Below are 22,417 nucleotides of genomic sequence, written 5' to 3'. Positions count from 1 at the left end.
AGGTGATGGGGCCGGTCCCCGGATCATGGCCGGGTTCGCTCGGCGATCACCCGGCGGTTACTCCGCAATCTCCTGGTACGTCGCGAACAGCAGCGAGGCGTCCGGGACGTCATAGGTGGTCGGCTTGCCCAGGCCGTCCAGGAGGACGAACCGCAACTGGTCGCCGCGGTTCTTCTTGTCCCGGCGGATGCCGTCCAGCAGCGTCTCCCAGCGGCCGGAGGAGTACGACGTCGGCAGGCCGAGCGACTCGAGGATCGTGCGGTGACGATCGGCGGTGGCATCGTCGAGGCGTCCGACGGAACGCGCCAGCTCGGCCGCGAACACCAGGCCGACGGACACGGCGGCCCCGTGCCGCCACTGGTAGCGCTCGGCCAGCTCGATGGCGTGGGCCAGGGTGTGGCCGTAGTTCAGCATCTCTCGCGCGCCAGCCTCCCGCAGGTCACTGGACACCACGTGGGCCTTGACGGCGATCGAGCGTTCGATGAGTTCCCGCAGCTGGGCCGAGTGCGGGTTCTGGGCCTGTTCCGGAGAGGACTCGATGATGGTGAGGATCTCCGGGTCCGCGATGAAGCCGCACTTGACGACCTCCGCGAGTCCGGACACCAGCTCGTTCGGGGGCAGGGTCAGCAGCGTGTCCAGGTCCGCGAGCACGCCGGCGGGCGGGTGGAACGCTCCCACCAGGTTTTTGCCCTCGGCGGTGTTGATGCCGGTCTTGCCACCCACGGCGGCATCGACCATGCCCAGGAGGGTGGTGGGGAAGTGCACCACGCGGACCCCGCGGAGCCAGGTGGCCGCCACGAAGCCGGCGACGTCGGAGACGGAGCCGCCGCCCACGGACACCACGGCGTCCGAGCGGGTGAAGTCGTTCTGGCCGAGGACCTGCCAGCAGAACGCCGCGACCTGGATGTGCTTGCCCTCCTCGGCGTCCGGGATCTCCGCGGTGAGAGCCTGGAAGCCGGCCGTCTCCAGATCCGCCTTGACCACGTCACCGGTGGCCCGCAGTGCCCGGGGGTGGATGACCAGGACGCGGCGGACCGAGGGACCGAGCATGTCCGGCAGGCGTCCCAGCAGGCCCTTGCCCACCACGACGTCGTAGCCACCGGTGCCCGCTGACCCCGATCCGCCGGCCACGGGGATGACGGTGGCATCGTCCGGGACGGGTTCGGTGGACGGGGTGTTCGGCTCAGTCATGGATGGACAGCTCCTGTGATCGGGGTGGTGGTCTCGGCCTCACGGACGAGGTGGATGATGTGGGTGGCGAGGTCTTCGGTGGAGCGGCCGGTGGTGTCCACCGTCCACTGCGACACCTCACGGTACAAGGCGTGGCGTTCGGCGAGGATGCGGCGCCAGGTGCGGCCGGGGTCCCCCGCGAGGACCGGTCGGCCGAGGCCGCCGTTGAGCCGGGCCAGGGCCGCGCCCTCCGCGACCGTCAGGTAGACGACATGGGACCCGTGCCGCAGCCGGTCGCGGGTCTGGGCGCTGAGCACCGCTCCCCCGCCCAGGGAGAGGATGCAGGGTTCGGCACGGGAGAGGACCTCTCCGATGACGTTCTCCTCGGCCTGGCGGAAGGCCGGTTCACCATGGTGGGAGAAATACTCCGAGATGGCGCCGTGCTGGGCCACGAAGAGGTCATCGGCATCCAGCCGCTGCAGGCCGAGCCTGCGGCCCAGGACCAGTCCGACGGTCGACTTGCCGGACCCCATGGGCCCCACGAGCACGATCCGCCGGCCAGGTGACCAGCCAGGGCCGCCGCCGGTTGCGGAACTCACTGCAGCGGGTCACCCATGGGCGAGGCGGCCAGCTCGTCCACTGCGTCCGCGTCCGAGACCGGCAACGGTTCGAGCGACGCCACGAAGGAGTCGAGGTTCCGCTTGGTCTCCGCCACGGAGTCTCCTCCGAACTTCTGCAGGACGGCCTGGGCGAGGACGAGGCAGACCATGGCTTCGGCCACGACGCCGGCTGCCGGCACAGCGCACACGTCCGAGCGCTGGTGGTGGGCCTTCGTGTCCTGGCCGGTGGCTGTATCCACGGTGCGCAGGGCCTTGGGAACGGTGGCGATCGGCTTCATGCCCGCGCGCACGCGGACCACTCCCCCGGTGCTCATGCCGCCCTCGATGCCGCCGGCCCGGTTGGAGGTGCGGATCGGATACCCGTCGGGGCCGCGGACGATCTCGTCGTGCGCGGCGGTGCCGCGGCGGGCGGCCGTGGTAAAACCGTCGCCGACCTCGACCCCCTTGATGGCCTGGATGCCCATGAGGGCGCCGGAGAGCAGTGAGTCCAGACGGCGGTCCCAGTGCACATGGCTGCCCAGGCCCACGGGCACGCCGTAGGCCAGGACCTCCACGACACCGCCGAGGGTCTCGCCCTCCTTGTGGGCGGCGTCGACCTCGGCGACCATGGCGTCCGAGGTGGACTTCTCGAAGCACCGCAGCGGATCGGCGTCCAACGCGGTCACGTCGTCCGGCCCGGGCAGTTCGGCGCCTTCCGGCACGGACACCGTGCCGACCGCCGTGGTGTGGGAGACGGTGCGGATGCCCAGCTCCGCCAGGAAGGACGAGGCCACGGTGCCGAGGGCCACGCGCGCCGCGGTCTCCCGGGCGGAGGCGCGCTCCAGCAGGGGACGGGCCTCATCGAAGCCGTACTTCTGCATGCCGGCCAGGTCGGCGTGGCCGGGGCGTGGCCGGGTGAGGGCGGCGTTGCGGGCCAAGCCGTCGAGTTCGTCCGCGTCCACGGGATCGGCCGACATGACCTTCTCCCACTTGGGCCATTCGGTGTTGGCGATCTCGATGGCCACCGGCGAGCCCAGGGTGGAACCGTGGCGGACGCCGCCGACGAGGGTCACCTGGTCCTGCTCGAACTTCATGCGGGCACCACGGCCGTAGCCCAGGCGCCGGCGCGCCAGGGCGTCCTGCACCATAGAGGTGGTCAGGGGGATGCCTGCGGGCATCCCTTCAATGATTCCAACGAGTGCGGGCCCATGTGATTCGCCCGCTGTCAACCAGCGCACCATGGATTCGATTCTCTCATGGTCCGCACGGGGTTCCGGACCGTGTGACCGGGTTCAGCGCTCCGGCAGGTCAATGGCGGCGGCCATCGCGGCGATGACGGCGGGCCAGTCGGGCTCCGTCCCCTCCGGGCGGATCCGCTCCGTGAACAGGCGGACCTGTTCGACGGCCTGGTACAGCAGCATCTCCAGGCCACTGACCACCTGGCCCCCCTGTTCTTGCCAGGACCGCGCCAGCGCGGACGGCCACGGGTCGTAGGCGGCGTCCAGCAGGGGAGGCAACGGCGACGTTCCAGTAGTCGCCGCTGACTCCGCGGTCGATGCTCCGGACAGAGCCGTGGCCAGGGCCCCGGCGGTGGGGTCCGCGGCGCGGGGGGGCAGCGTGGCGACCACGGCGCGGAAGCCGCGGGCCGCCGTCGGGAAGTCCTCCAGCAGCCGGATGTGCGGGGTCAGGCCGAAGCCGCTCGCGAGTTCGGCGTGCTCGGCGGCCTTGGCCGGGGTGCGGACGAACAGGTCGACGCCGGCCAGCCCCAGCTTCTGTGCGGCGGCGATGGCCGCCGCGGCGGTCCCGCCACCGCCGAGGATGCCCATCCGCCCGCCGGTCACCTCACGCTGGTAGCCGGCGAAGACGAGCGACTCGACGATGCCCTCCACGTCCGTGTTGTAGGCCGTGGAGATCCCCTCCCCGTCCCAGACGACGGTGTTGAGGAAACCGAGCCGCTCGGCCCGCGGCGAGTAGCGGTCCACCAGCGGCATCATCGCGGACTTCAGCGGCATGGTGACCGAGAACCCAAGCCAGTCGAAGCCCGTCCCCGGACTCCGGTCCAGGCCGGCCATGAAGGCGGGCAACGCCTCCGGTGTCACGTCATGGGCGTCGTAGGCGACGTCCAGGCCCAAGGCACGGTAGGCCGCCCGGTGAAGGGCCGGTGACTTCGAGTGCGAGATGGGGTGGCCGAGGACTCCGGCGGACGGCCTAACCACAGATCTCCGCGTTGTCGGCGCAGTAGTCGCGGTATTCCTGCTGGTAGATGCGGTGCTGGGCATAGTCCTCTGCGAACTTCGTCTCGCCGGTCTCGATGTTGGTGGTCACCCAGTAGTAGTAGTCGTTGTCCTCCGGGTGCGCGGCCGCATCCAGTGCCTGGGTGGACGGGGCGCCGATGGGTCCGGGCGGCAGGCCGCGGTGGGCATAGGTGTTGTACTCATTCGAGGCGTCCTGCTTGTCCTCCTCCGAGAACTGCAGCTGGCGCTGTCCGAGCCCGTAGATCACCGTGGCATCGATCTGCAGGTAACCCCCGGTCTCCTCGTTGGACGGATCCAGGCGGTTCTCAATGATGCCGGCGACGATCGGGTAGTCGTCCGTCAGCGCCTCGGCCTCGAGGATGGAGGCGATCGTGACCGTGCGGAACTGCTCGGACTCGTCCGTGATCCCCTGCTCCTCGAGCTCGGCCATGGTCGGCTCGATCATCATGGCGAAGATCTCGGCCGGCTCGGCGTCCACGGGGAAGCGGTACTCCCCCGGCGCCAGATAACCCTCCAGGCTGGGGGCCTCGGCGGGAAGCCCGAAGTCAGTGGGGTCCGCCGCGGCCGCCTCCAGGTCCTGGACGGAGATGCCCGTGGACTCGCTGACGGCGCTCATGGCCTCACCCAGGCGCATGCCGCGGTTCACCGCCACGTAGTGGACCTGGCCCTCACCGTCGCGCTGGAGGATGGCCGCAGCGTCCGCGGCCTTCATCTGCTTCCGCAGCGGATACTCTCCCGGCTGGATGGTGTTCTCCGACCGCGACTGGTTGACGGCCTCGATGAAGGCGGCGCTGCTGGCCACGATGTCCTCGTCCGCGAGGCGGTTCCCGATGGCGATGGCCCCCTCACCCTCATTGACGGAGAACACCACCTCCGCACCGCCGGGGCCCGAGTAGTCCTCGGCCACTGGATCCGGCAGGATGGCCTTCAATGCGAAGGACAGTCCCGCCACCAGCACCACGAATGCGGCGAAGGCCGCGGTCAGGGCGATGTTGCGGCGGCGGCGCCGCTTCCGGCGCGCTTCCTTCTTCGCCTGCTTCTCGGCATTCAGGGAGCGGTCCCGGTTGACGGTGACGGTCTGGTAACCCTTGCGGCCGGAGGGACGGACGATCACGGGGGTCCCGTCCGTGGTGAGGCGCTCAGCAGGACCCTCGGGGGACTCGGCCTGCGGATACTCGCGACGGTCCTCGTCCAGGCCGGCCTCGTGCTCTGACCGACGGGCCTCCTCGCGGCGGCGCAGTTCGCGCCGGGTCAGCGGGGACTGCGGGTTCCGGGGATCGTCAGGAGTCGGATCGTCAGGAGTCAGATCGGCCACGTGTTCCGTCCTCTCCCTCTGGTCCTTCTGGCGCAGGAACTAGCACGGGGCGCCCGGCGTCCCGCTGGAGTGATTGTTGCATATTCAGCGCCTGCTCGAGTATCTGCACCGCCGCCACCTGGTCCACGACCTCGCGGTGGGTCCGGCTCCCCCGGCCGGCCTCATGCAGCTGCCGGTGTGCCGTGACGGTGCTGAGGCGTTCGTCCACGAGGTGCACCCGGGCCGGGCTTCCGGCCGCGAGCAACTCCGCCGCCAGGTCCTCGGCATAGCGGTGGGCATCCTCGGTGGATTCCGTGGAGCGGCCCTGCATGTTCACCGGCGACCCGACGTAGACCACCACGGCCGCCCGCTCCAGGGCCTCCCGGACGATCAGCCGCCGGTCGAACCCCTTCTTGAGGTCCCGCCGCAGCGTCTTCACCGGAGTGGCCAGGATGCCGTCCGGGTCCGAGGCGGCGAGGCCGACGCGGGCCTTGCCGACGTCGACCCCGAGCCGGACCCCACGCTGCAGTGCACCGCTCACGCGCCTGCGGCCCCGACCGTCGACTCGATCGCCGTCCGCACGGCCACCAGGGCGTCATCGATCCGGGCGGCGTCCTGGCCGCCGCCCTGGGCCACGTCGTCCTTGCCGCCGCCGCCTCCGCCGAGCACTCCGCAGGCGGTCTTGACGAGGGCGCCGGCCTTCAGGCCGGACTCGCGGGCGGCCTGGTTGGTGCCAATCACCACGAGCGGACGGCCCTTGGCGGTCCCGGCCATGGCCACCACCACCGGGGTGCCCGCGGCGTTGCCGGACTGGTTCTCCAACCGGGAGCGCAGGTCCAGCACGAGGGTCCGCAGCTCATCGCCCGAGCCGACCGGGCCGGCGTCGTGCGCCAGGACCGTGACGCTGGCGCCGGGCCCGGACACCGCCACGGCGTTCTCGACGAGGCGGCCGGCCTCGGCCTGCAGCTGGGCCGAGCGCAGGACGGCCAATTCCTTCTCGACCTCCTTGAGCCGGGCCAGGGTGCCGGCGACGCGGTCCTTGACCTGGTCGGCCGGGACCTTGAGCAGACCGGTCAGCTCATTGACGAGCGTGCGCTCGGTGGCCAGGTGGCGGAAGGCGTCCAGGCCGACGAGGGCCTCGACGCGGCGGTTGCCCGAACCCACGGACTGCTCCCCGAGCAGGGCCAGGGAGCCGATCTCCGCCGTGGCGCCCACGTGGGTGCCGCCGCACAGCTCGCGCGACCAGGCGCCGTTGACCTCGACCACGCGCACGCGGTCTCCGTACTTCTCGCCGAACAGGCTCATCGCCCCGAGTTCGCGCGCCTCGTCCAGGCCCATCTCCCGCGTGAGCACGGGGTGGTTGTCCCGGATGGCCAGGTTGGAGACCTCCTCGACCTCGGACCGGGCCATCTCACTCATGGCCTCGCCCCAGCGGAAGTCGAACCGCAGGTACCCCTCCTTGTTGAAGGAACCGGACTGCGTGGCCTCCGGGCCGAGGATCTGGTGGAGTGCGGCATGGACCAGGTGCGTGCCGGTGTGGGCCTTCTGGGCGTCCAGGCGCCGCTGCAGGTCGATGGCGCCGACGGCGGTGGCGCCAGCCGGCACCTCGCCCTCGACGACCTTGACCTGGTGCACACTCAGGCCGCGGACCGGGGACTGGACGTCGAGGACCTCCAGGACGAAACCGTCACCGGTGATGAGACCGGTGTCAGCGGCCTGGCCCCCGGACTCGGCGTAGAAGGGCGTGGCGTCCAGCACCAATTCGAGTTCCTGCCCGGCGGTGGCGGAGCTGACCCGCTGGCCGCCGCTCAGCAGCCCCCGGATGCGGGCCTCGGTGGTGTGCTCGGTGTAGCCGGTGAAGACGGTGTCCCCCTCCGCCTGCAGCTGGCGATAGGCCGAGGAGTCCACGTGTCCGGACTTCTTGGACTTGGCGTCCTGGCGGGCACGGTTGCGCTGCTCGGTCATGAGCTCGCGGAAGCCGGCCTCGTCCACGACCACCCCGGCCTCCTCGGCCATCTCGAGGGTGAGGTCGATGGGGAACCCGTAGGTGTCATGCAGTTCGAACGCGTCAGCACCGGAGATGCCGGCCGTCGTGCCGCTTTCCCCTCCGGCGGCGCGGGCGGCGGACTTCGCGGCCGTGACGGCCGAGTCCATCCGGGCCGTGCCGGCGGTGATGGTCCGCAGGAACGCCTTCTCCTCGTTGTACGCGATCCGGGAGATGCGGTCGAAGTCCCGCTCGACCTCCGGGTAGGTGCCCTTCATGGCGTCACGGGAGACCGGCAGCAGCTCGGGCAGCACCGGATCGGTGACGCCCATCAGGCGCATGGCCCGCACGGCACGGCGGATCAGGCGGCGCAGCACGTAGCCGCCGGCCTCATTGCCGGGCACCACACCGTCCGTGATGAGCATCAACGCGGAACGGACGTGGTCGGCGATCATCCGCAGGCGCACGTCGTCCGTGTAGCGCGGGTCCGTGGCATCCTCGGTGGAGGAATACTCCTTGCCGGCCAGCGCGGCGGCGCGGTCCAGGACGGGGCGGACCTGGTCCGTCTCGTACATGTTCTCCACGCCCTGCAGGATCATGGCGAGACGTTCGAGGCCGAGCCCGGTGTCGATGTTCTTGTGGTCCAGCTCGCCGGCCACCGTGAAGTCGGTCTGCGAGTTGACCTCGGAGAGCTGGTACTGCATGAAGACCAGGTTCCAGATCTCCATGTAGCGGTTCTCGTCCGCGGACGGGCCACCCTCGCGGCCGTACTCCGGCCCCCGGTCGTAGAAGATCTCCGAGTCCGGGCCACCGGGGCCGGGCTGGCCGGTGTGCCAGTAGTTGTCCTCCTTGCCCAGGCGCTGGATGCGTTCGGCCGGGAAGCCGACCTCCTCGCGCCAGATGCGCTCGGCCTCGTCGTCCTCCTCGTACACCGTGACCCACAGCCGCTCGGGGTCCAGGCCGAAACCGCCCTGGTCCTGGGCGGTGGTCAGCAGCTCCCAGGCATAGGGGATCGCCTTCTCCTTGAAGTAGTCCCCGAAGGAGAAGTTGCCGCACATCTGGAAGAAGGTGCCATGGCGGACCGTCTTGCCGACCTCTTCGATGTCCGCGGTGCGGATGCACTTCTGCACGGTGGTGGCCCGCTGGTAGGGCGGGGTCTCCTGGCCCAGGAAGTACGGGATGAAGGGGACCATGCCGGCGATGGTGAACAGCAACGACGGATCCGGGGAGACCAACGATGCCGAGGGAACGACGGAGTGGTCCTTCTGGGCGAAGAAATCCAGCCAGCGGCTGGCGATGTCCTGGGACTTCATGACTGCTCTACGACTGCTTTCGGGGATCGGCGGGTCGGGCGGTGGGCCTCTCCGCGGGGGCTTCGGTGGCGGTACCCGTGATGGTGGTGTGCGCGGCATCCGGGACGTCCGTGGCGGCAGTGCCCGGACCCCGGGACTGCCCCTGCGGCGGGGCCGGGTCGGTCAAGGACGATGACATCGTCTTCCAGGCCGGCACCTCCTCGCGCAGCTGATACGCGAAGGAGCGGGCACTGGCGGCCAGGGCGGTGGCCGCGGCCTGTCCGGCGTTGCGCCCGATGTTCTCCGGGTTCAGCGTGTGACGGATCGTCTCCTCGGCCCGCACGGCTGCGGCGTCACGTCCCTTGCTGAAGACGGTGTGTCCGAGCCAGCCGACGGCTGCCCCCACTCCCACCAGCATTACGCGCTTGATCACGGGATTTCCTTTCGGTTCAGTGCCTGGTCCACCCTACCGGGGCCGCGGCCCCAGCGTGGAACATCAGCGCCCGACGCCGGCCCCGGCGGCCGGCGTTCGGAGGCCGGGGTGGGCGGCCGGGCCCGCGGCCCGTCCATGAACTTCCTTAAAGCCGAAACCCGGCGTCCCCTGGAGGGGACGCCGGGTTCTCAGGCAGTTTCCGCCGCAGCAGATCCGGACGGGATCAGCGTGCGTAGTACTCGACCACGAGCTGCTCTTCGCAGGTCACGGGGACCTCGGAGCGCTTCGGGCGGCGGGACAGCTTGGACTGCAGCTTGTCGATCTCGACGTCCAGGTAACCCGGGACGGCCGGCAGGACGTCCTGGTGGGCACCGGTGGCGGAGATCTGGAAGGGGACCATCTTCTCCGAACGCTCGTGCACGTGGATCAGCTGGCCCTCCTTCACGCGGAAGGACGGGCGGTCCACGCGGGCGCCGTCCACCATGATGTGGCGGTGCACGACCATCTGGCGGGCCTGCTGGATGGTGCGGGCGAAGCCGGAGCGCAGCACGAGGGCGTCCAGACGCATCTCGAGCAGCTCGACCAGGTTCTCACCGGTCAGGCCCGAGGTGCGCTTGGCCTCTTCGAAGTAGCGGCGCATCTGTGCCTCGCGGATGTTGTACTGGGCGCGCAGACGCTGCTTTTCCTTCAGGCGCACCGAGTAGTCGGAGTCCGCCTTGCGACGGGCACGGCCATGCTGGCCGGGACCGTACGGACGGCGCTCCATGTACTTCTCGGCCTTGGGGGTCAGGGCAATGCCGAGTGCGCGCGAGTGGCGCACGGTGCGGCGGGTACGGAGGTTGGAAGCCACGAGGGACCTTTCTTGTCAGGCGGCACAGTTCTGGTTTGTCTCCGGTCCTGACACGAGGCGGGGGCTCCCGCGGTGTGACAAGGGTGGACCGGAACCTGGCCTCCCGTGCGTCCTTCGGGAGAGCTGAGGGGCATGCCGCTGCCCGTCATTGCTACAGCGCCGCAGGACCCGGACGGGGCCTCCCCGCACGGCCGGAACAAGCCGGAGGAGCACAGGGAGAACTGGCGGCGCTTGCCAGACAGCAGACGAGTCTACCAGTTCCGCCCCGTGCCCCGGACCGCCGGGCCCACGACGGGCCCGGATCGGAGACTAGGCCTCCGGCCCCTGTTCCGGCATGGGCTGCCCGTTGGCGACCTGTGCGGCCTGGTTGATGTGGGTGGCCTCCACGAGCACATCGTAGGACTCCGCCTCCATGACCTGGACGGAGGAGAAGTCCCGGCGGCCTCGGGTGGCCGCGTGGCCGAGCGCTCCGAAGATCGCACCCCATACCGCGCCGAAGCCCAGGGTCATCAACAGGATCATGAGCCAGCCGGCGGCCGGGGCCAGGATGAGGAAGAGCAGGCCGATCATCAAACCGAACCACAGGCCGGTCAACGCACCCTGGAGGGCGGCCCGGCCCGTGGTCAGCCGGCCGGTGATCTGCTCGACGCTCCGCAGGCCGGTCCCGACGATCCTGGTCTTCTCCACGGGGAAGCCCCCGTCGGAGAGGCGGTCCACCAGTTCCTGAGCCTGTTCGTAGGCGGCCACCGACTTGAGGATCCGATAGTCGACCTCGGCGGTGTTCGGCACGAGCCGGCTGGCCGGGTTGTTCGCGGGAGTGGACATGGTGGATACTCCAATCTCCGCGGCCGGTGGGCCACTTCACGTGGCCCGACTCCGAACCGCGGTCCTGGCGGGTACGGACACCCCCAGCTTAGAGGCCTACGTGCTGGAATCGCTCTGGTCGGAGGCCGGTGTCGCCGGTGGGGCCGGTGATGTCGGTGATGCCGGTGGTGGAGTGCCCCGGATGATCGACCGCAGGTGCTGCACCCTCTCCCCCAGGTTCCGTTCCACGCCGTTCTGTTTGGGGCGGTAGTAGTCCTTGCCGCGCAACGAATCTGGCAGGTACTGCTGCCGGGCCACCGAATGCTGGGCGTCATGGGAGTAGATGTACCCCTTGCCGTGGCCCAGACCGGCCGCCCCCGGGTAGTGGGCGTCCCGCAGGTGGGGCGGCACCTCCCCGGACAGCCCAGCGCGGACGTCCGCCACGGCCTCGTTGATGGCGGCGTAGGAGGCGTTGGACTTGGGTGCGGTGGCGAGGTGCACCGTGGCCTCAGCCAGGACCAGCCGCCCCTCCGGCATGCCGATGAGCTGGACTGCCTGGGCCGCCGCGACGGCGGTCTGCAGTGCGGTCGGATCGGCCATCCCGATGTCCTCGGAGGCCGAGATGATCAGACGCCGGGAAATGAACCTCGGGTCCTCCCCCGCCTCCAGCATCCGTGCCAGGTAGTGCAGGGAGGCATCGACGTCCGAACCGCGGATCGACTTGATGAACGCGCTGATGACGTCGTAGTGCTGGTCACCGGCCTTGTCATAGCGCAGCACCGCACGGTCCATGGCCTGCGCCGCGTCCTGGAGCCTGATCGAGGGCAGTTCGGCGCGGTCCCCCAACTCGCCGGACTCGCCGGACTCGCCTGCTTCGTCGAGGCCGGCCGCCTCCCACCGGTCCAGGGCCACGCCGGCGCTGGCCTCCAGGGTGGTCAGCCCCCGGCGGGCATCGCCCTGGGCCATGCGCACCAAGTACTCGCGGGCCTCGTCCTCCAGCACAACCGTGCCGTTGAGTCCCCGCTCGTCAGCGACCGCACGGTCCAGGACGCCGCCGATGTCCGCGTCCGTGAGCGGCTTGAGCGTGAGCATGATGGACCGGGACAGCAGCGGCGCCACCACGGAGAAGGACGGGTTCTCGGTGGTCGCGGCCACCAGGACCACCCACCGGTTCTCCACCCCGGGCAGCAGTGCATCCTGCTGGGCCTTGTTGAACCGGTGGATCTCGTCTAGGAACAGCACCGTGGTCCGGCCGTAGAGGTCCCGATCATTCAGCGCCTGGTCCATGACCGCCCGCACGTCCTTGACGCCGGCGTTGATGGCGGACAGCTCCACGAACTTGCGGCCCGGCCCGCGGGCGATCACGGTCGCCAGGGTGGTCTTGCCCGTGCCGGGTGGTCCGTAGAGGATGAGCGAAGACGGCCCGGCACCACGGCCGGCTCGGCCGCCGGCCGCCCCTTCCGCCAGCTTGCGCAGCGGCGAGCCGACGTGGAGCAGGTGCTGCTGGCCGACGACCTCGTCGACGGTGCGCGGACGCATGCGCACGGCCAAAGGGGCACTGGGGCGGTCCCGGCCGCCCGAGGAGGCGCCGTCGTCGTCCGGGGTGTCCGATTCGCCGTCACCGTCATGGTCCCCGCCACCGAGCACACTGAACAAATCACTCACCGGCCCAGCCTAGCCGCCGCCCCGGACGGGCTGGGCGCCCGGGGCGGGGAGAACGCGGGGAGAATGGAGCCATGAGAGCTGTGCTGCAGAGGGCAACGTCCGCGACCGTGACCGTCGAGGGCCGGGTGACGGGGCGCCTGGACTCCCCCGGGCTCGTGGTGCTGCTGGGGGTCTCGGTCCAGGACACCGAGGCGGAGGCCGTGCAATTGGCCGAGAAGGTGGCGCACCTGCGCATCCTCGACGGCGAGGACTCCCTCGTCGGGGCCGGTGCCGCCGCCCTCGTGGTCAGCCAGTTCACCCTGTACGGGGATGTACGGAAAGGACGCCGGCCCTCGTGGACGCGGTCCGCGAAGGGCGATCAGGCCGAGCCGCTGTACGAGCGGTTCATCACCGCTTTGGAGGCGCTGGGCGTGCCGGTGGAGCGCGGGGTCTTCGGGGCCGTCATGGACGTGGCCCTGGTCAACTCGGGCCCCTTCACCGTGTGGGTGGACAGCGAGGACCTGGCGGGACGGCGGCGGGGTTGACCCGCCGGCGGTCACCGCGTGGACGTCACTGGGTGACCGTCACCGGGTAGACATCACCGCTGGCGCGAAGACCAGAGGCGCACCACGACGAACTGCGCCGCGATGCCGCCGGCCAGGGCGATGCCCCAGCGCAGCAGCATCGGCCATTCCGTGGACTGGTCGATCAGCACGTTCAGCGCGAAGGTGACGATCAGGACCGGCAGCAGCCGCACCGCCGTCGGCGGAACACTGTCCCGGCGCTGATCCTGCTCACCCTCGGGCGCCATGTCAGGCCCCCGTGGTATCGGGCGAGTCCTGGGCGGCCTTCGTCCCCTGCTCCGGGGCGGCCTCCTTCGGTTCCGGCGTGGCATCCACACCGGCCTCCTTGCGCTGCTGGTCCGTGATGGGCGCCGGGGCGGCGGTCAGGGGGTCATAGCCGTTGCCGGTCTTCGGGAACGCGATGACATCCCGGATGGACTCGGTGCCGGCCAGCAGGGCGACGATGCGGTCCCAGCCGAACGCGATGCCGCCATGCGGCGGGGCGCCGTACTTGAAGCCCTCCAGGAGGAAGCCGAACTTGGACTGCGCGGACTCCTCGTCCAGGCCCATGAGCTTGAACACCCGCTCCTGGACCTCGCCCTGGTGGATACGGATGGAGCCGCCGCCCACCTCGTTGCCGTTGACCACGATGTCATAGGCGTAGGAGAGAGCGCTGGCCGGATCCGTGTCAAAGGTGTCCATGAACTCGGGCTTCGGCGAGGTGAAGGCGTGGTGCACCGCGGTCCAGGCACCGGAGCCCACTGCGACGTCACCGGAGGCCACGGCCTCCGAGGCGGGCTCGAACATGGGGGCGTCCACAACCCACACGAACGCCCAGTCGGCCTCGGCAGCGGTCACGTCCGGGCCGGCGTCCTTGATCAGGCCGACGCGGTGGCCGATCTCCACGCGCGCGGCGCCGAGGATGGCGCGGGAGGGGCTAGTCTCGCCGGCGGCGAAGAAGATGCAGTCACCCGGGTTGGCGCCGGTGGCGGCGGCCAGGCCGGCCTTCTCCTCCTCGGAGATGTTCTTGGAGACCGGGCCGGTCAGCGATCCGTCCTCCTGGATGAGCACGTAGGCCAGGCCGCGAGCCCCGCGCTGCTTGGCCCATTCCTGCCAGGCGTCCAGGGTGCGGCGCGGCTGGGAGGCGCCGCCGGGCATGACCACGGCACCCACGTAGGGTGCTTTGAACACGCGGAACGGGGTGTCCGCGAAGTACTCGGTGAGGTCCGTCAGCTCGAGGCCGAAGCGCAGGTCCGGCTTGTCCGAGCCGTACTTCTCCATCGCCTCGCGGTAGGTCATGCGGCGGATCGGGGTCGGCACATCCACTCCGACCAGCGACCAGACCGATTTCACAATTTTCTCGCCGAGGGCGATCACGTCGTCCTGCTCCACGAAGGAGGCCTCGATGTCCAGCTGCGTGAACTCCGGCTGGCGGTCGGCGCGGAAGTCCTCGTCCCGGTAGCAGCGTGCGATCTGGAAGTACTTCTCGATGCCGCCGACCTGCAACAGCTGCTTGAACAGCTGCGGGGACTGGGGCAGGGCGTACCAGGAGCCGGGCGAGAGTCGGGCCGGGACCACGAAGTCGCGGGCGCCCTCGGGGGTGGAGCGGGTCAGGGTCGGGGTCTCGACCTCGATGAACCCCTCCTCGTGCAGCAGGTTGCGGGCGGTGCGGTTGACCTCGGAGCGCAGGCGCATGATGCGGGCCGGCTCCGGGCGGCGCAGGTCCAGGTAGCGGTGGCGCAGCCGGGCCTCCTCACCGACCTCCACGTGCTCGTCGATCTGGAACGGCAGCGGAGCGGCGGCGTTAAGCACGGTCACGGTGTCCGCGATGAGCTCGATCTCGCCGGAGGGCAGAGCCGGGTTCTCGTTACCCTCGGGGCGGCGTTCCACCGTGCCGGTGACCTGCAGGACGAACTCGTTGCGCAGCGGATCGAAGTCCTTCTCGTCCCGCACCACCACCTGGGCGAAGCCGGAGGCATCGCGCAGGTCCACGAAGGCCACCCCACCGTGGTCACGGCGGCGTGCCACCCATCCGGTCACGGTGACGGTCTGTCCGATGAGCGAGGCGTTGAGTTCGCCCAGCTGGTGGGTGCGCAGCACTTCAGGTCCTTCCGGTCCCGGTTCACCGGGATGTTCTGTGGGGGTGGTATCACTGGTTCAGCCCATCAGGGCAGACCGGTTCCCGGATGATTCTAGTGGGTGGAGCGCATGCCTCTTCGACCGTCACGACCAGTGTCCACAGGTGGCTCCCTCGAACGACGCCTGGGGCTGCCCGGATCCGTGATCATCGGTGTCGGTTCCATGGTCGGAGCCGGAGTGTTCACCGCGCTCGGGCTGGCCGCTGCGCAGGCCGGCGGGCTGTTGATGGCCGCCCTGCTGGTGGCCGGGGTGACGGCCTGGCTCAATGCCATCTCCACGGCACAATTAGCAGCCGTGCACCCGACCTCCGGCGGCGCCTATACCTTCGGCCGCCGGCAGCTCGGTGAGTGGGCCGGCTTCCTGGCCGGCTGGGGTTTCGTCACCGGAAAGTCCGCGTCCATCGCCGCCATGGCCTACACCGTCGGTCTCTATGTGGCGCCGGAGACGGACTGGACCGCACGCTGGGTGGCGATCGCCGCCGTCGTGCTCTTGACCGGTGTGAACCTGCTCGGGATCACCCGGACAGTGCAGGCCACGGTGGCCATCCTGGTTCCGGTGCTGCTGATCCTCGCCCTGGTCATCGTGGCGGGCCTGGCCTACGGGCCCGACGCCGGCTCACCCGCTCCCCCGGCCGGTTCGGCTGCACCGGTGAATCCTTCGTTCCTGGGTGTGCTGCAGGGGGCGGGGCTGCTGTTCTTCGCCTTCGCAGGATACGCCCGGATCGCGACGATGGGTGAGGAGGTCCGCGATCCCCGCCGGACGATCCCCCGCGCGGTGATGGGTGCCCTGGGGTTCACGCTGGTGCTCTACGGAATGCTGGCTTGGAGCCTGACCCGCGTCCTCGGCGAGGACGGACTGGCGGGCTCGGAAGCACCCGTCCGGGACGCCGTGGGCCTACTCTTCGGCCCGGACTGGCTCTGGCTCGCCGTGGGCGGGGCGGCGCTGGCCAGCCTGGGTTCTCTGCTCAACCTCGTGGCAGGGATCTCCCGCACGGGGCTGGCCATGGCCCGCGAGGGTGACCTGCCGCGGCCCCTGGCCCGGGTCTCCACCCGCACCTCGGTCCCGTGGGCTGCCCAGCTCGCGGCCGCCGCGGTGGTGATCGTCCTGCTGCTAACGGCGGATGTGCTGACCGTGGTGGGCTTCTCCTCCTTCGGCGTGCTGGTGTACTACGCCGTCTCCAATCTGGCGGCCTTCACCCTGACCGAGCGCGTGGTGCGTTCACCCCGCTGGCTGAACCTCACCGGTGCCGTGCTCTGTCTGGTGTTGGCCTTCACCCTTCCGGCGCTGTCCGTGCTCATCATGCTCGCGGTGTTCGCCGTGGGACTGCTCGGCCGCCTGGTGGTGCTCCGTGTTCGGTCCCGGCGAGCCGGGTGAGGTGGGTGAGGTGGGTGACTTGGTACTGCCGTTGCGCTCTCGAGCGTGTCAGTAAGCGCCCCTGTACCGGATATCTCCCCGGACGGGTCTTGCGGGACACGGTTCGAAGCGAGCTCTCGTTCGGGCAGGTCAGCGGTGGGCTGCCCGGTGGGGGTTCCTCTAACGGTGCCTAGGAGACTTCCTGTGGTCGTTCCTCGTCCTCGTCGTCTTGGTCCAGGTGGCCGAGGGTCTCGAAAGGGGATTCGACCTCCCCGCCCCAGGCCTCCATGCCCTCGCGGACCGCGAGGAAGGCGACGACCAGGGCGGCGACCGGGTCAGCCCAGTCCCAGCCGAACAACCAGTTCAGCAACAGACCCAGCAGGACCGTGCCGGAGAGGTAGATACACAGCAGCAGCTGCTTAGCATCGGCCATCACGCTCTTGGAGTCCAGCTCCCGGCCGGTGCGGAACTCAAACCAGGCCAGCGCCGGCATCACGATCAAGCTCAGCGCGGCAATCCCGATGCCCAGCGGGCTCTCGTCCACCTGCTGGGCCCCAGCCAACGCGGAGATTGAGTCGACTGTGACATAGGCGGCCAGGGCGAAGAACGCGATCGCGATCACCTTGACGGTCACCCGCTCCCAGCGTTCGGGGTCCTTGCGGGTGAACTGCCAAGCCACCGCCGTGGCCGAGAGGACCTCCACCACCGAGTCGAGCCCAAAGCCGATCAGTGCGCCGGACGAAGCCATGGTCCCGGCGGTGATGGCCACGATGGCCTCGATGACGTTGTAGGTGATGGTGAACCCGACAATGAACTTCACCCGGCGGTGCAGTGTGGCCCGCCGCTCGGCGGTCACGACCGGGGCGCTCATCGAGCACCCCCGCCGCAGCAACCAGTCACCGTGCAGCCCGAATCAATGCACGGGGCTCCGGCGTCCACCGCCAGGGTCGTCTCCACCAACGCCGCCAGCGCCCGGCCCAGGTGCGGGTCGGCGATCTCATACCGGGTCCGGCGGCCCTGCGGCTCGGCCACCACGATCCCGCAATCGCGCAGGCAAGCCAGGTGGTTCGAGACATTGGACGGCGAGAGTTCCAGCTCCCGGCCCATCTCCGCGGGGTAGGCGGGTCCGTCCAACAACATCAGCAGGATCCTCGACCGGTTCGGGTCGGCCATCGCCCGGCCCAATCGGTTCATCACGTCAAGACGAGAAGCAATAGTCAGCATGGACTGAACTATACAGCCGCGGCTGAACAATGGTCTGCACCTGCAGCACGGTCAACTCACATCGCACCTTGTACCCATTCACCTTCAATAGAAAGCCGCCAATTTTCTCTGCGATTCACACGGCAAGGGTTGGAGCGTGAATTGCAGCGGTGCCGGGACTCCCATTTAACGATCCACCACCGTACACACCCGCAGCCGACGTGGGTGAACGGCGGTACGCCGAGGACGCGGACGTCAGGAGTGGGTGCACGGATGGTTATTCTTGCTGCCGATCGTCGTTCGGCGGGCACGGGGCTTGTGTCCTTTGCGGTCCGGGAACCAACCGGGTCGCCAGCCCGGACCCGTCTCGTGCCCCGTCCGGTCCGACGCCCACTAGTGTTCCGTGTTAATGGTTTCTTTGCGTTTCATTTTGCCCAGTAGGTAGTCGGCTCCCTTGGTCCAGATGAAGGGTTTGGCGTTCTTGTTGTAGTTGGCGATGTAGCGCCGCAGGGATGCCTCTAGCTCGGGGATCGATGAGAAGTTGCTGCGCTTGAGGCATTGGCGGGTGATGATGCCGAAGAAGATCTCCACCATGTTCAGCCACGAGCAGCTGGTCGGGGTGAAGTGCATCGTCACCCGCGGGTTGGCGGCCAGCCAGTCCCTGACGTTCTGGTGCTTGTGCGTGGCGTAGTTGTCGGCGATGACGTGCAGCTCGACGCCGGGGTTCGCCTCGGCGACCTGGTCTAAGAAGTCCACGAACTCGATGTTGGTGTGCTTGGGGTAGAAATCGCTGGCACAGAGTTTCCCGGTGAGCACGTCCAGGGCGGCGAACAGCGTGGTCGTGCCGTTTCGCTTGTAGTCGTGGGTGTGTTCCAGCGGTTGGCCCGGGGCCATTGGTTGGACCGGCTGGGTGCGGGAGAGGGCCTGAATCTGCGTCTTCTCGTCGATACTGACCACCACCGCGTTCTCCGGCGGGGACAGGTACAGGCCCACCACGTCGCGTAGCTTGGTCTCCAGTTCCGGGTCGGTGGAGAACTTGAACGTCTGGATCCGGTGCGGCTGGATCTTCCAGCGCCGCCAGATCCTGGCCACCGAGGCGAACGAGATCCCGTGACGTTCGGCCATGATCCTGGCCGACCACTGCGAGATCCCCAGCTCCACCGGCGGGACGCCATCGTTGGCCAGGGTGTCGGCGATCAGTGCCAGCTCGTCGATCACCACCGGTTTGCCAGGGCGCGGGGCATCGGCCAGGCCCTCGATCCCGAGCTCCGCGTACCGGTTGCGCCAACGCCGGACCGTCGGCTCCGAATAGCCGGTCAGCTCCACGATCCGGATGTTCAGCTCGCCATCGGCGGCCAGCAGCACCGCCCGGGCCCGCAACCCCATCGAGGCGCTCGTGTCCTTGCCCCGGACCATCGCCTCAAGCCTCTGCCGGTCTCCATCCCGCAATTGCAGCGGTTTCACGTAGTTGGCCATGGAGCAATTCTCCCAACCAGCCAAACCCAATGCAATTAACGACACGCTACACTAGCCGAGTTCACTGTGAGATGTTCAGTCTTGGGCCAGGAGGGCTTCCAGGCCTGTCGCATCCAGCAGGGTAATGACGTCGGCGTCGACGGTGATCAGCCCGCTGGCGGTGAGCCGTGCCAGGGCCCGGCTCATCGATTCGGGGGTGGTGCCGAGTATCGAGGCGATGTCTTTCTTGCTCAGCCGTAACCGCAGCCGTGGGCTAACGGCTGAAGAGGCTGTAGCAGGCGCGGAGTCTGAGGTCTCGCGCAGCAGGGGTTGGTCCAGTAGGTAGTCGGCGACCCGGACGTCGACCTCGAGGGTGCTCTGTGCCAGACGGCGTTCGGTCTCGGCCAGCCGCTGGCCGAGGTTGCGCAGCATCTGCAGCGCGATGCTGGGGTGCTCGGCCACGAGAGCGGCGAGGTCGTCGTGGGAGAACACGCAGAGGCGTGTCTCGGTCAGCGCTTCGGCCTCCTCGAGCGTGGGGCCACCGGTGAGGAAGCCGTGCTCGCCCAGGGTCTGCCCGGGCCCGGCCACTCGCATCAGGCGCCGGTGTCCGCTGGGCAGGGTGCGGCTGAGCTTGACCTGACCGGTGTGTACCACGGACAGCCGGCGTGATCGTTCCCCGGCTCCGTGCACCAGTTCCCCGGCCGAGAGCACCAGAGGCCGGGCCAGTGCCCCGACCAGGTCCTGCTGGTCCTCAGTGAGTCCGGAGAACAGCGGCACCCGGCGCACGCAGCTGATCTCGTCCCGGTGGATCTCCCGCAGCGGCAAGGTACGCATACTCCTTGATTCTGCCCGGTGGCCGGTGCTCGTCAAGCAGGGACAGGACTCGGCAACAGGTGCAGGGTGCACCGCCGTGCGGGGACTTGACGTCCGTCAAGGCCCCGGATCTGCCTGCTGACTACGGTGAAAGCGTCCATCAGAAACACCGACACCGGAAGGGAGCGGACATCATGACCACCGCCACCACCACCCACACCGTCTTCCGCGCCGAGGGCTTCTCCTGCCCGTCCTGCGTGGCCAAGATCGAAAAGCAGGTCGGCCGGCTCCAGGGCGTCTCGACCGTGAAGGTCCACTTCGCGACCGCCCGCATCGAGGTCGACCACGACGAGTCCAAGACCTCCGTGGACGAGATCGTCGCCGCCATCGCCAAGGCCGGCTACAAGGCCACACCCTCGGCCTTCTGACCCTCCTGTCCGCCCGTGATCACCATCGGTCACGGGCGTGCGGGGGCCCGGACCGCCACCGCGCGGATCAGCCCTCATCCACACACGCATTCTCCAGAAAGGTCGCACTCGCAGTGAACAGGCTCCAGAAGTGGGTCCGCAGCAGTTGGTCCGTCCCCGTGGTCTCGGGCCTGCTCATCCTCCTGTCCTTCGGCATCGAGCGCCTCGGCGGCGGTGCCTGGAACGCGGTGATCGGCCCGCAGTGGTGGATCGACGCCGGCGCGCACGCGCACGGTTCCGGCCACGTCTTCACCCTCGCCAACGCCTTCATGCTGGCCGCGGCGGTCGTGGCCGGCTACGGGATCGTGGTCAAGGCGGTCCGCGCGCTGATGGTCAAGGTGATCGGCATCGACCTGCTGGTGTCCATCGCGGCCATCGGCGCCACCCTCATCGGCAACTTCTGGGAGGCCGCCGCCGTCACCTTCCTGTTCGCCATCGGCCACGCCCTCGAGGCGGCCACCCTGACCAAGACGCGCTCGGCTCTCACCGAGCTGGTCGCCGTCGCCCCGGACACCGCGATCGTGATGCGGGACGGCGAGCAGGCCGAGATCCCGGCCCACCAGGTGCGGATGGGTGAGATCGTGCTGGTGAAGAACGGGGCGAAGGTCCCCGTGGACGGCCAGGTCGTCTCCGGCACCGGCGCCATCGACGAGGCCTCCATCACCGGTGAGTCCATCCCGGCGGAGAAGGCGAAGTCGGACCAGGTGTTCGCCGGCACCGTCTCCCGCGGCGGTTTCCTGCAGGTGCTGGCCACCGGCATCGGCGCGGACACCACCCTGGCCCGGATCATCCACCGCGTGGAACAGGCCCAGGACGCCAAGGCCAAGACCCAGGCCTTCATCGACCGCTTCGCCACCTGGTACACCCCGGCCGTGATCGTGCTGGCGGTGGCCACCTGGCTGCTCACCGGCGACGTGGTGCTGGCCCTGACCCTGCTGGTCATCGGCTGCCCCGGCGCCCTGGTGATCTCCATCCCGGTCGCCATCGTCGCCGGCATCGGCCGCGCCGCCCACAACGGCATCCTCATCAAGGGCGGCGAGTACCTGGAGACCTCCGCGAAGATCTCGGCCGTGGCCGTGGACAAGACCGGCACCCTCACCGAGGGCACGCCGAAGCTCACGGACATCGTCGTCCTGGCCGAGGACATGGACCGCACCGAGGTGCTGCGCTGGACCGCGGCCGCCGAGGCCGGCTCCGAGCACCCCCTGGCCCGGCCCATCCTGGACACCGCCCGCGAGGCCGGCGTGGGCCCAGAGGGCATCCCCGGGCAGGTCACCCCGGTGCCCGGCAAGGGCATCGTGGCCGACGTCGGCGGTCGGCGCGTGCTGGTCGGCAACCCGCCGCTGCTGGCCCAGTACGGCATCACCGACGACGCCGGCGCCGGGCCGGCCGCTCGGGAGCTCGCCGCCGCGGGAAAGACCCCCATGATCGTCGCCGTCGATGAGACGGTGATCGGCGTGATCGCCGTGGCCGACCAGATCCGCGAGGACGCCCCGGCGATGGTCGACCGGCTGCACGAAGCCGGCGTGCAGAAGGTCGTCATGCTCACCGGTGACACCCGCCTGGTGGCCGAGTCCATCGGTCAGAAGACCGGGATCGATGAGATCCACGCCGCCCTGTTGCCGGAGGACAAGCTGGAGGCGGTGGCGCAGTTGCAGCGTCAGGGCCACACCGTGGCCATGGTCGGCGACGGCGTCAACGACGCCCCGGCCCTGGCCACGGCCGACATCGGCGTGGCCATGGGCGCGGCCGGCTCGGCCGTGGCCGTGGAGACCGCGGACATCGCCCTGATGGGCGACCACCTCCTGAAGCTGCCCGAGTCCATCAGCCTGGCCAAGCGGACCGTGAACGTGATGAAGCAGAACATCGCGATCGCGCTGGCCACCGTCGTGGTCCTGCTGGCCGGAGTCTTCACCGGCGGGGTGACCATGTCCGTGGGCATGCTCGTCCACGAGGCCTCCGTGCTGGTGGTCATCCTCAACGCCATGCGCCTGATGCGCAACGACCACAACTCCACCGCCATGGCCAGGGAACTGCGGACCCCGGCCAAGGACCGCGAGGCGGTGGACGCCTGACGGATTCATCTCGGGGCACGTCAC

Annotated in this window: 21 protein-coding genes; 4 read left to right on the top strand and 17 right to left on the bottom strand. The window is 69.4% G+C overall.

Annotation, left to right across the window (positions count from 1 at the left end):
- Positions 1–57: 57 nt before the first annotated feature.
- The 11 genes from aroB to AB0333_RS03420 all read right to left on the bottom strand — a co-directional run bounded on the left by aroB (position 58) and on the right by AB0333_RS03420 (position 12,346).
- Positions 58–1,191 carry a 3-dehydroquinate synthase gene (gene aroB, locus AB0333_RS03470; protein WP_366217349.1) on the bottom strand — a complete coding sequence of 378 codons (1,134 nt, stop codon included), beginning with the start codon at positions 1,189–1,191 and terminating at the stop codon, positions 58–60.
- Positions 1,188–1,769, bottom strand: a complete 582-nt coding sequence (locus tag AB0333_RS03465) for a shikimate kinase (RefSeq protein WP_366217348.1) — start codon at positions 1,767–1,769, stop codon at positions 1,188–1,190. The genes aroB and AB0333_RS03465 overlap by 4 nt, the downstream gene beginning before the upstream one ends.
- Entirely contained in the window at positions 1,766–3,010 is a 1,245-nt protein-coding gene (gene aroC, locus AB0333_RS03460) for a chorismate synthase (RefSeq protein ID WP_366217347.1), read from the bottom strand. The genes AB0333_RS03465 and aroC overlap by 4 nt, the downstream gene beginning before the upstream one ends.
- 51 nt (positions 3,011–3,061) lie before the next feature.
- Entirely contained in the window at positions 3,062–3,985 is a 924-nt protein-coding gene (locus AB0333_RS03455) for a shikimate dehydrogenase (RefSeq protein ID WP_366217346.1), read from the bottom strand.
- The gene (gene mltG / locus AB0333_RS03450) at positions 3,978–5,339 is read right to left on the bottom strand and encodes an endolytic transglycosylase MltG (RefSeq protein ID WP_366217345.1); all 1,362 of its coding nucleotides are present in this window, start codon (positions 5,337–5,339) and stop codon (positions 3,978–3,980) included. The genes AB0333_RS03455 and mltG overlap by 8 nt, the downstream gene beginning before the upstream one ends.
- Positions 5,320–5,859 (bottom strand): Holliday junction resolvase RuvX, encoded by a 540-nt coding sequence (gene ruvX / locus AB0333_RS03445; RefSeq protein WP_366217344.1) that lies wholly within the window; start codon positions 5,857–5,859, stop codon positions 5,320–5,322. Before ruvX ends, mltG begins: the two co-directional genes overlap by 20 nt.
- Positions 5,856–8,615: an alanine--tRNA ligase gene (alaS, locus tag AB0333_RS03440; RefSeq protein ID WP_366217343.1), complete on the bottom strand. Its 2,760-nt coding sequence runs from the start codon at positions 8,613–8,615 to the stop codon at positions 5,856–5,858. Before alaS ends, ruvX begins: the two co-directional genes overlap by 4 nt.
- Before the next feature lie 7 nt (positions 8,616–8,622).
- The gene (locus AB0333_RS03435) at positions 8,623–9,027 is read right to left on the bottom strand and encodes a hypothetical protein (RefSeq protein ID WP_366217342.1); all 405 of its coding nucleotides are present in this window, start codon (positions 9,025–9,027) and stop codon (positions 8,623–8,625) included.
- Between the two features lie 223 nt (positions 9,028–9,250).
- Complete coding sequence (gene rpsD / locus AB0333_RS03430; RefSeq protein WP_159551192.1) at positions 9,251–9,877, bottom strand: 30S ribosomal protein S4; 627 nt, start codon at positions 9,875–9,877, stop codon at positions 9,251–9,253.
- Between the two features lie 309 nt (positions 9,878–10,186).
- Positions 10,187–10,702: a general stress protein gene (locus AB0333_RS03425; RefSeq protein ID WP_366217341.1), complete on the bottom strand. Its 516-nt coding sequence runs from the start codon at positions 10,700–10,702 to the stop codon at positions 10,187–10,189.
- Positions 10,703–10,798: 96 nt separating this feature from the next.
- Positions 10,799–12,346, bottom strand: coding sequence for a replication-associated recombination protein A (locus AB0333_RS03420; protein WP_366217340.1), 1,548 nt, complete (start codon positions 12,344–12,346; stop codon positions 10,799–10,801).
- Positions 12,347–12,417: 71 nt separating this feature from the next.
- Here AB0333_RS03420 and dtd point away from each other — a divergent pair, with 71 nt between their 5' ends.
- A complete protein-coding gene (gene dtd, locus AB0333_RS03415; RefSeq protein ID WP_366217339.1) occupies positions 12,418–12,870 on the top strand; it encodes a D-aminoacyl-tRNA deacylase in 453 nt (150 codons plus the stop codon).
- A 53-nt stretch (positions 12,871–12,923) separates the two neighbouring features.
- On the opposite strand, the gene AB0333_RS03410 is transcribed toward dtd, so the two are convergent.
- Together AB0333_RS03410 and aspS are read right to left on the bottom strand one after the other, a co-directional pair.
- Positions 12,924–13,136, bottom strand: a complete 213-nt coding sequence (locus AB0333_RS03410) for a hypothetical protein (protein ID WP_115931364.1) — start codon at positions 13,134–13,136, stop codon at positions 12,924–12,926.
- A 1-nt stretch (position 13,137) separates the two neighbouring features.
- Positions 13,138–14,988: an aspartate--tRNA ligase gene (gene aspS / locus AB0333_RS03405; RefSeq protein ID WP_366217338.1), complete on the bottom strand. Its 1,851-nt coding sequence runs from the start codon at positions 14,986–14,988 to the stop codon at positions 13,138–13,140.
- Between the two features lie 108 nt (positions 14,989–15,096).
- Between aspS and AB0333_RS03400 the strand changes: the two genes are divergently transcribed.
- A complete protein-coding gene (locus AB0333_RS03400) occupies positions 15,097–16,401 on the top strand; it encodes an APC family permease (RefSeq protein ID WP_366217337.1) in 1,305 nt (434 codons plus the stop codon).
- Positions 16,402–16,570: 169 nt separating this feature from the next.
- Here the strand turns inward: AB0333_RS03400 and AB0333_RS03395 are convergent, their stop codons facing one another.
- The 4 genes from AB0333_RS03395 to AB0333_RS03380 form a co-directional block, all read right to left on the bottom strand.
- Positions 16,571–17,251, bottom strand: coding sequence for a cation transporter (locus AB0333_RS03395; RefSeq protein WP_366217336.1), 681 nt, complete (start codon positions 17,249–17,251; stop codon positions 16,571–16,573).
- Positions 17,248–17,604, bottom strand: a complete 357-nt coding sequence (locus AB0333_RS03390; protein ID WP_115930691.1) for a metalloregulator ArsR/SmtB family transcription factor — start codon at positions 17,602–17,604, stop codon at positions 17,248–17,250. The genes AB0333_RS03395 and AB0333_RS03390 overlap by 4 nt, the downstream gene beginning before the upstream one ends.
- A 372-nt stretch (positions 17,605–17,976) precedes the next feature.
- Positions 17,977–19,059, bottom strand: coding sequence for an IS630 family transposase (locus tag AB0333_RS03385; RefSeq protein WP_366217335.1), 1,083 nt, complete (start codon positions 19,057–19,059; stop codon positions 17,977–17,979).
- Between the two features lie 75 nt (positions 19,060–19,134).
- On the bottom strand, positions 19,135–19,872 hold the full coding sequence (locus AB0333_RS03380) for a Crp/Fnr family transcriptional regulator (RefSeq protein WP_115930692.1): 738 nt from the start codon (positions 19,870–19,872) through the stop codon (positions 19,135–19,137).
- Positions 19,873–20,045: 173 nt separating this feature from the next.
- Between AB0333_RS03380 and AB0333_RS03375 the strand changes: the two genes are divergently transcribed.
- The gene (locus tag AB0333_RS03375) at positions 20,046–20,279 is read left to right on the top strand and encodes a heavy metal-associated domain-containing protein (RefSeq protein ID WP_091697476.1); all 234 of its coding nucleotides are present in this window, start codon (positions 20,046–20,048) and stop codon (positions 20,277–20,279) included.
- 113 nt (positions 20,280–20,392) lie between these two features.
- A complete protein-coding gene (locus AB0333_RS03370; protein ID WP_366217334.1) occupies positions 20,393–22,393 on the top strand; it encodes a cation-translocating P-type ATPase in 2,001 nt (666 codons plus the stop codon).
- Positions 22,394–22,417: the final 24 nt, after the last annotated feature.

The sequence above is a fragment of the Citricoccus sp. NPDC079358 genome, from assembly GCF_040702545.1.
Classification (GTDB): domain Bacteria; phylum Actinomycetota; class Actinomycetes; order Actinomycetales; family Micrococcaceae; genus Citricoccus.
Note: the sequence above shows the minus strand (reverse complement) of the source record. Positions and strands in the feature narration are given on the sequence as shown.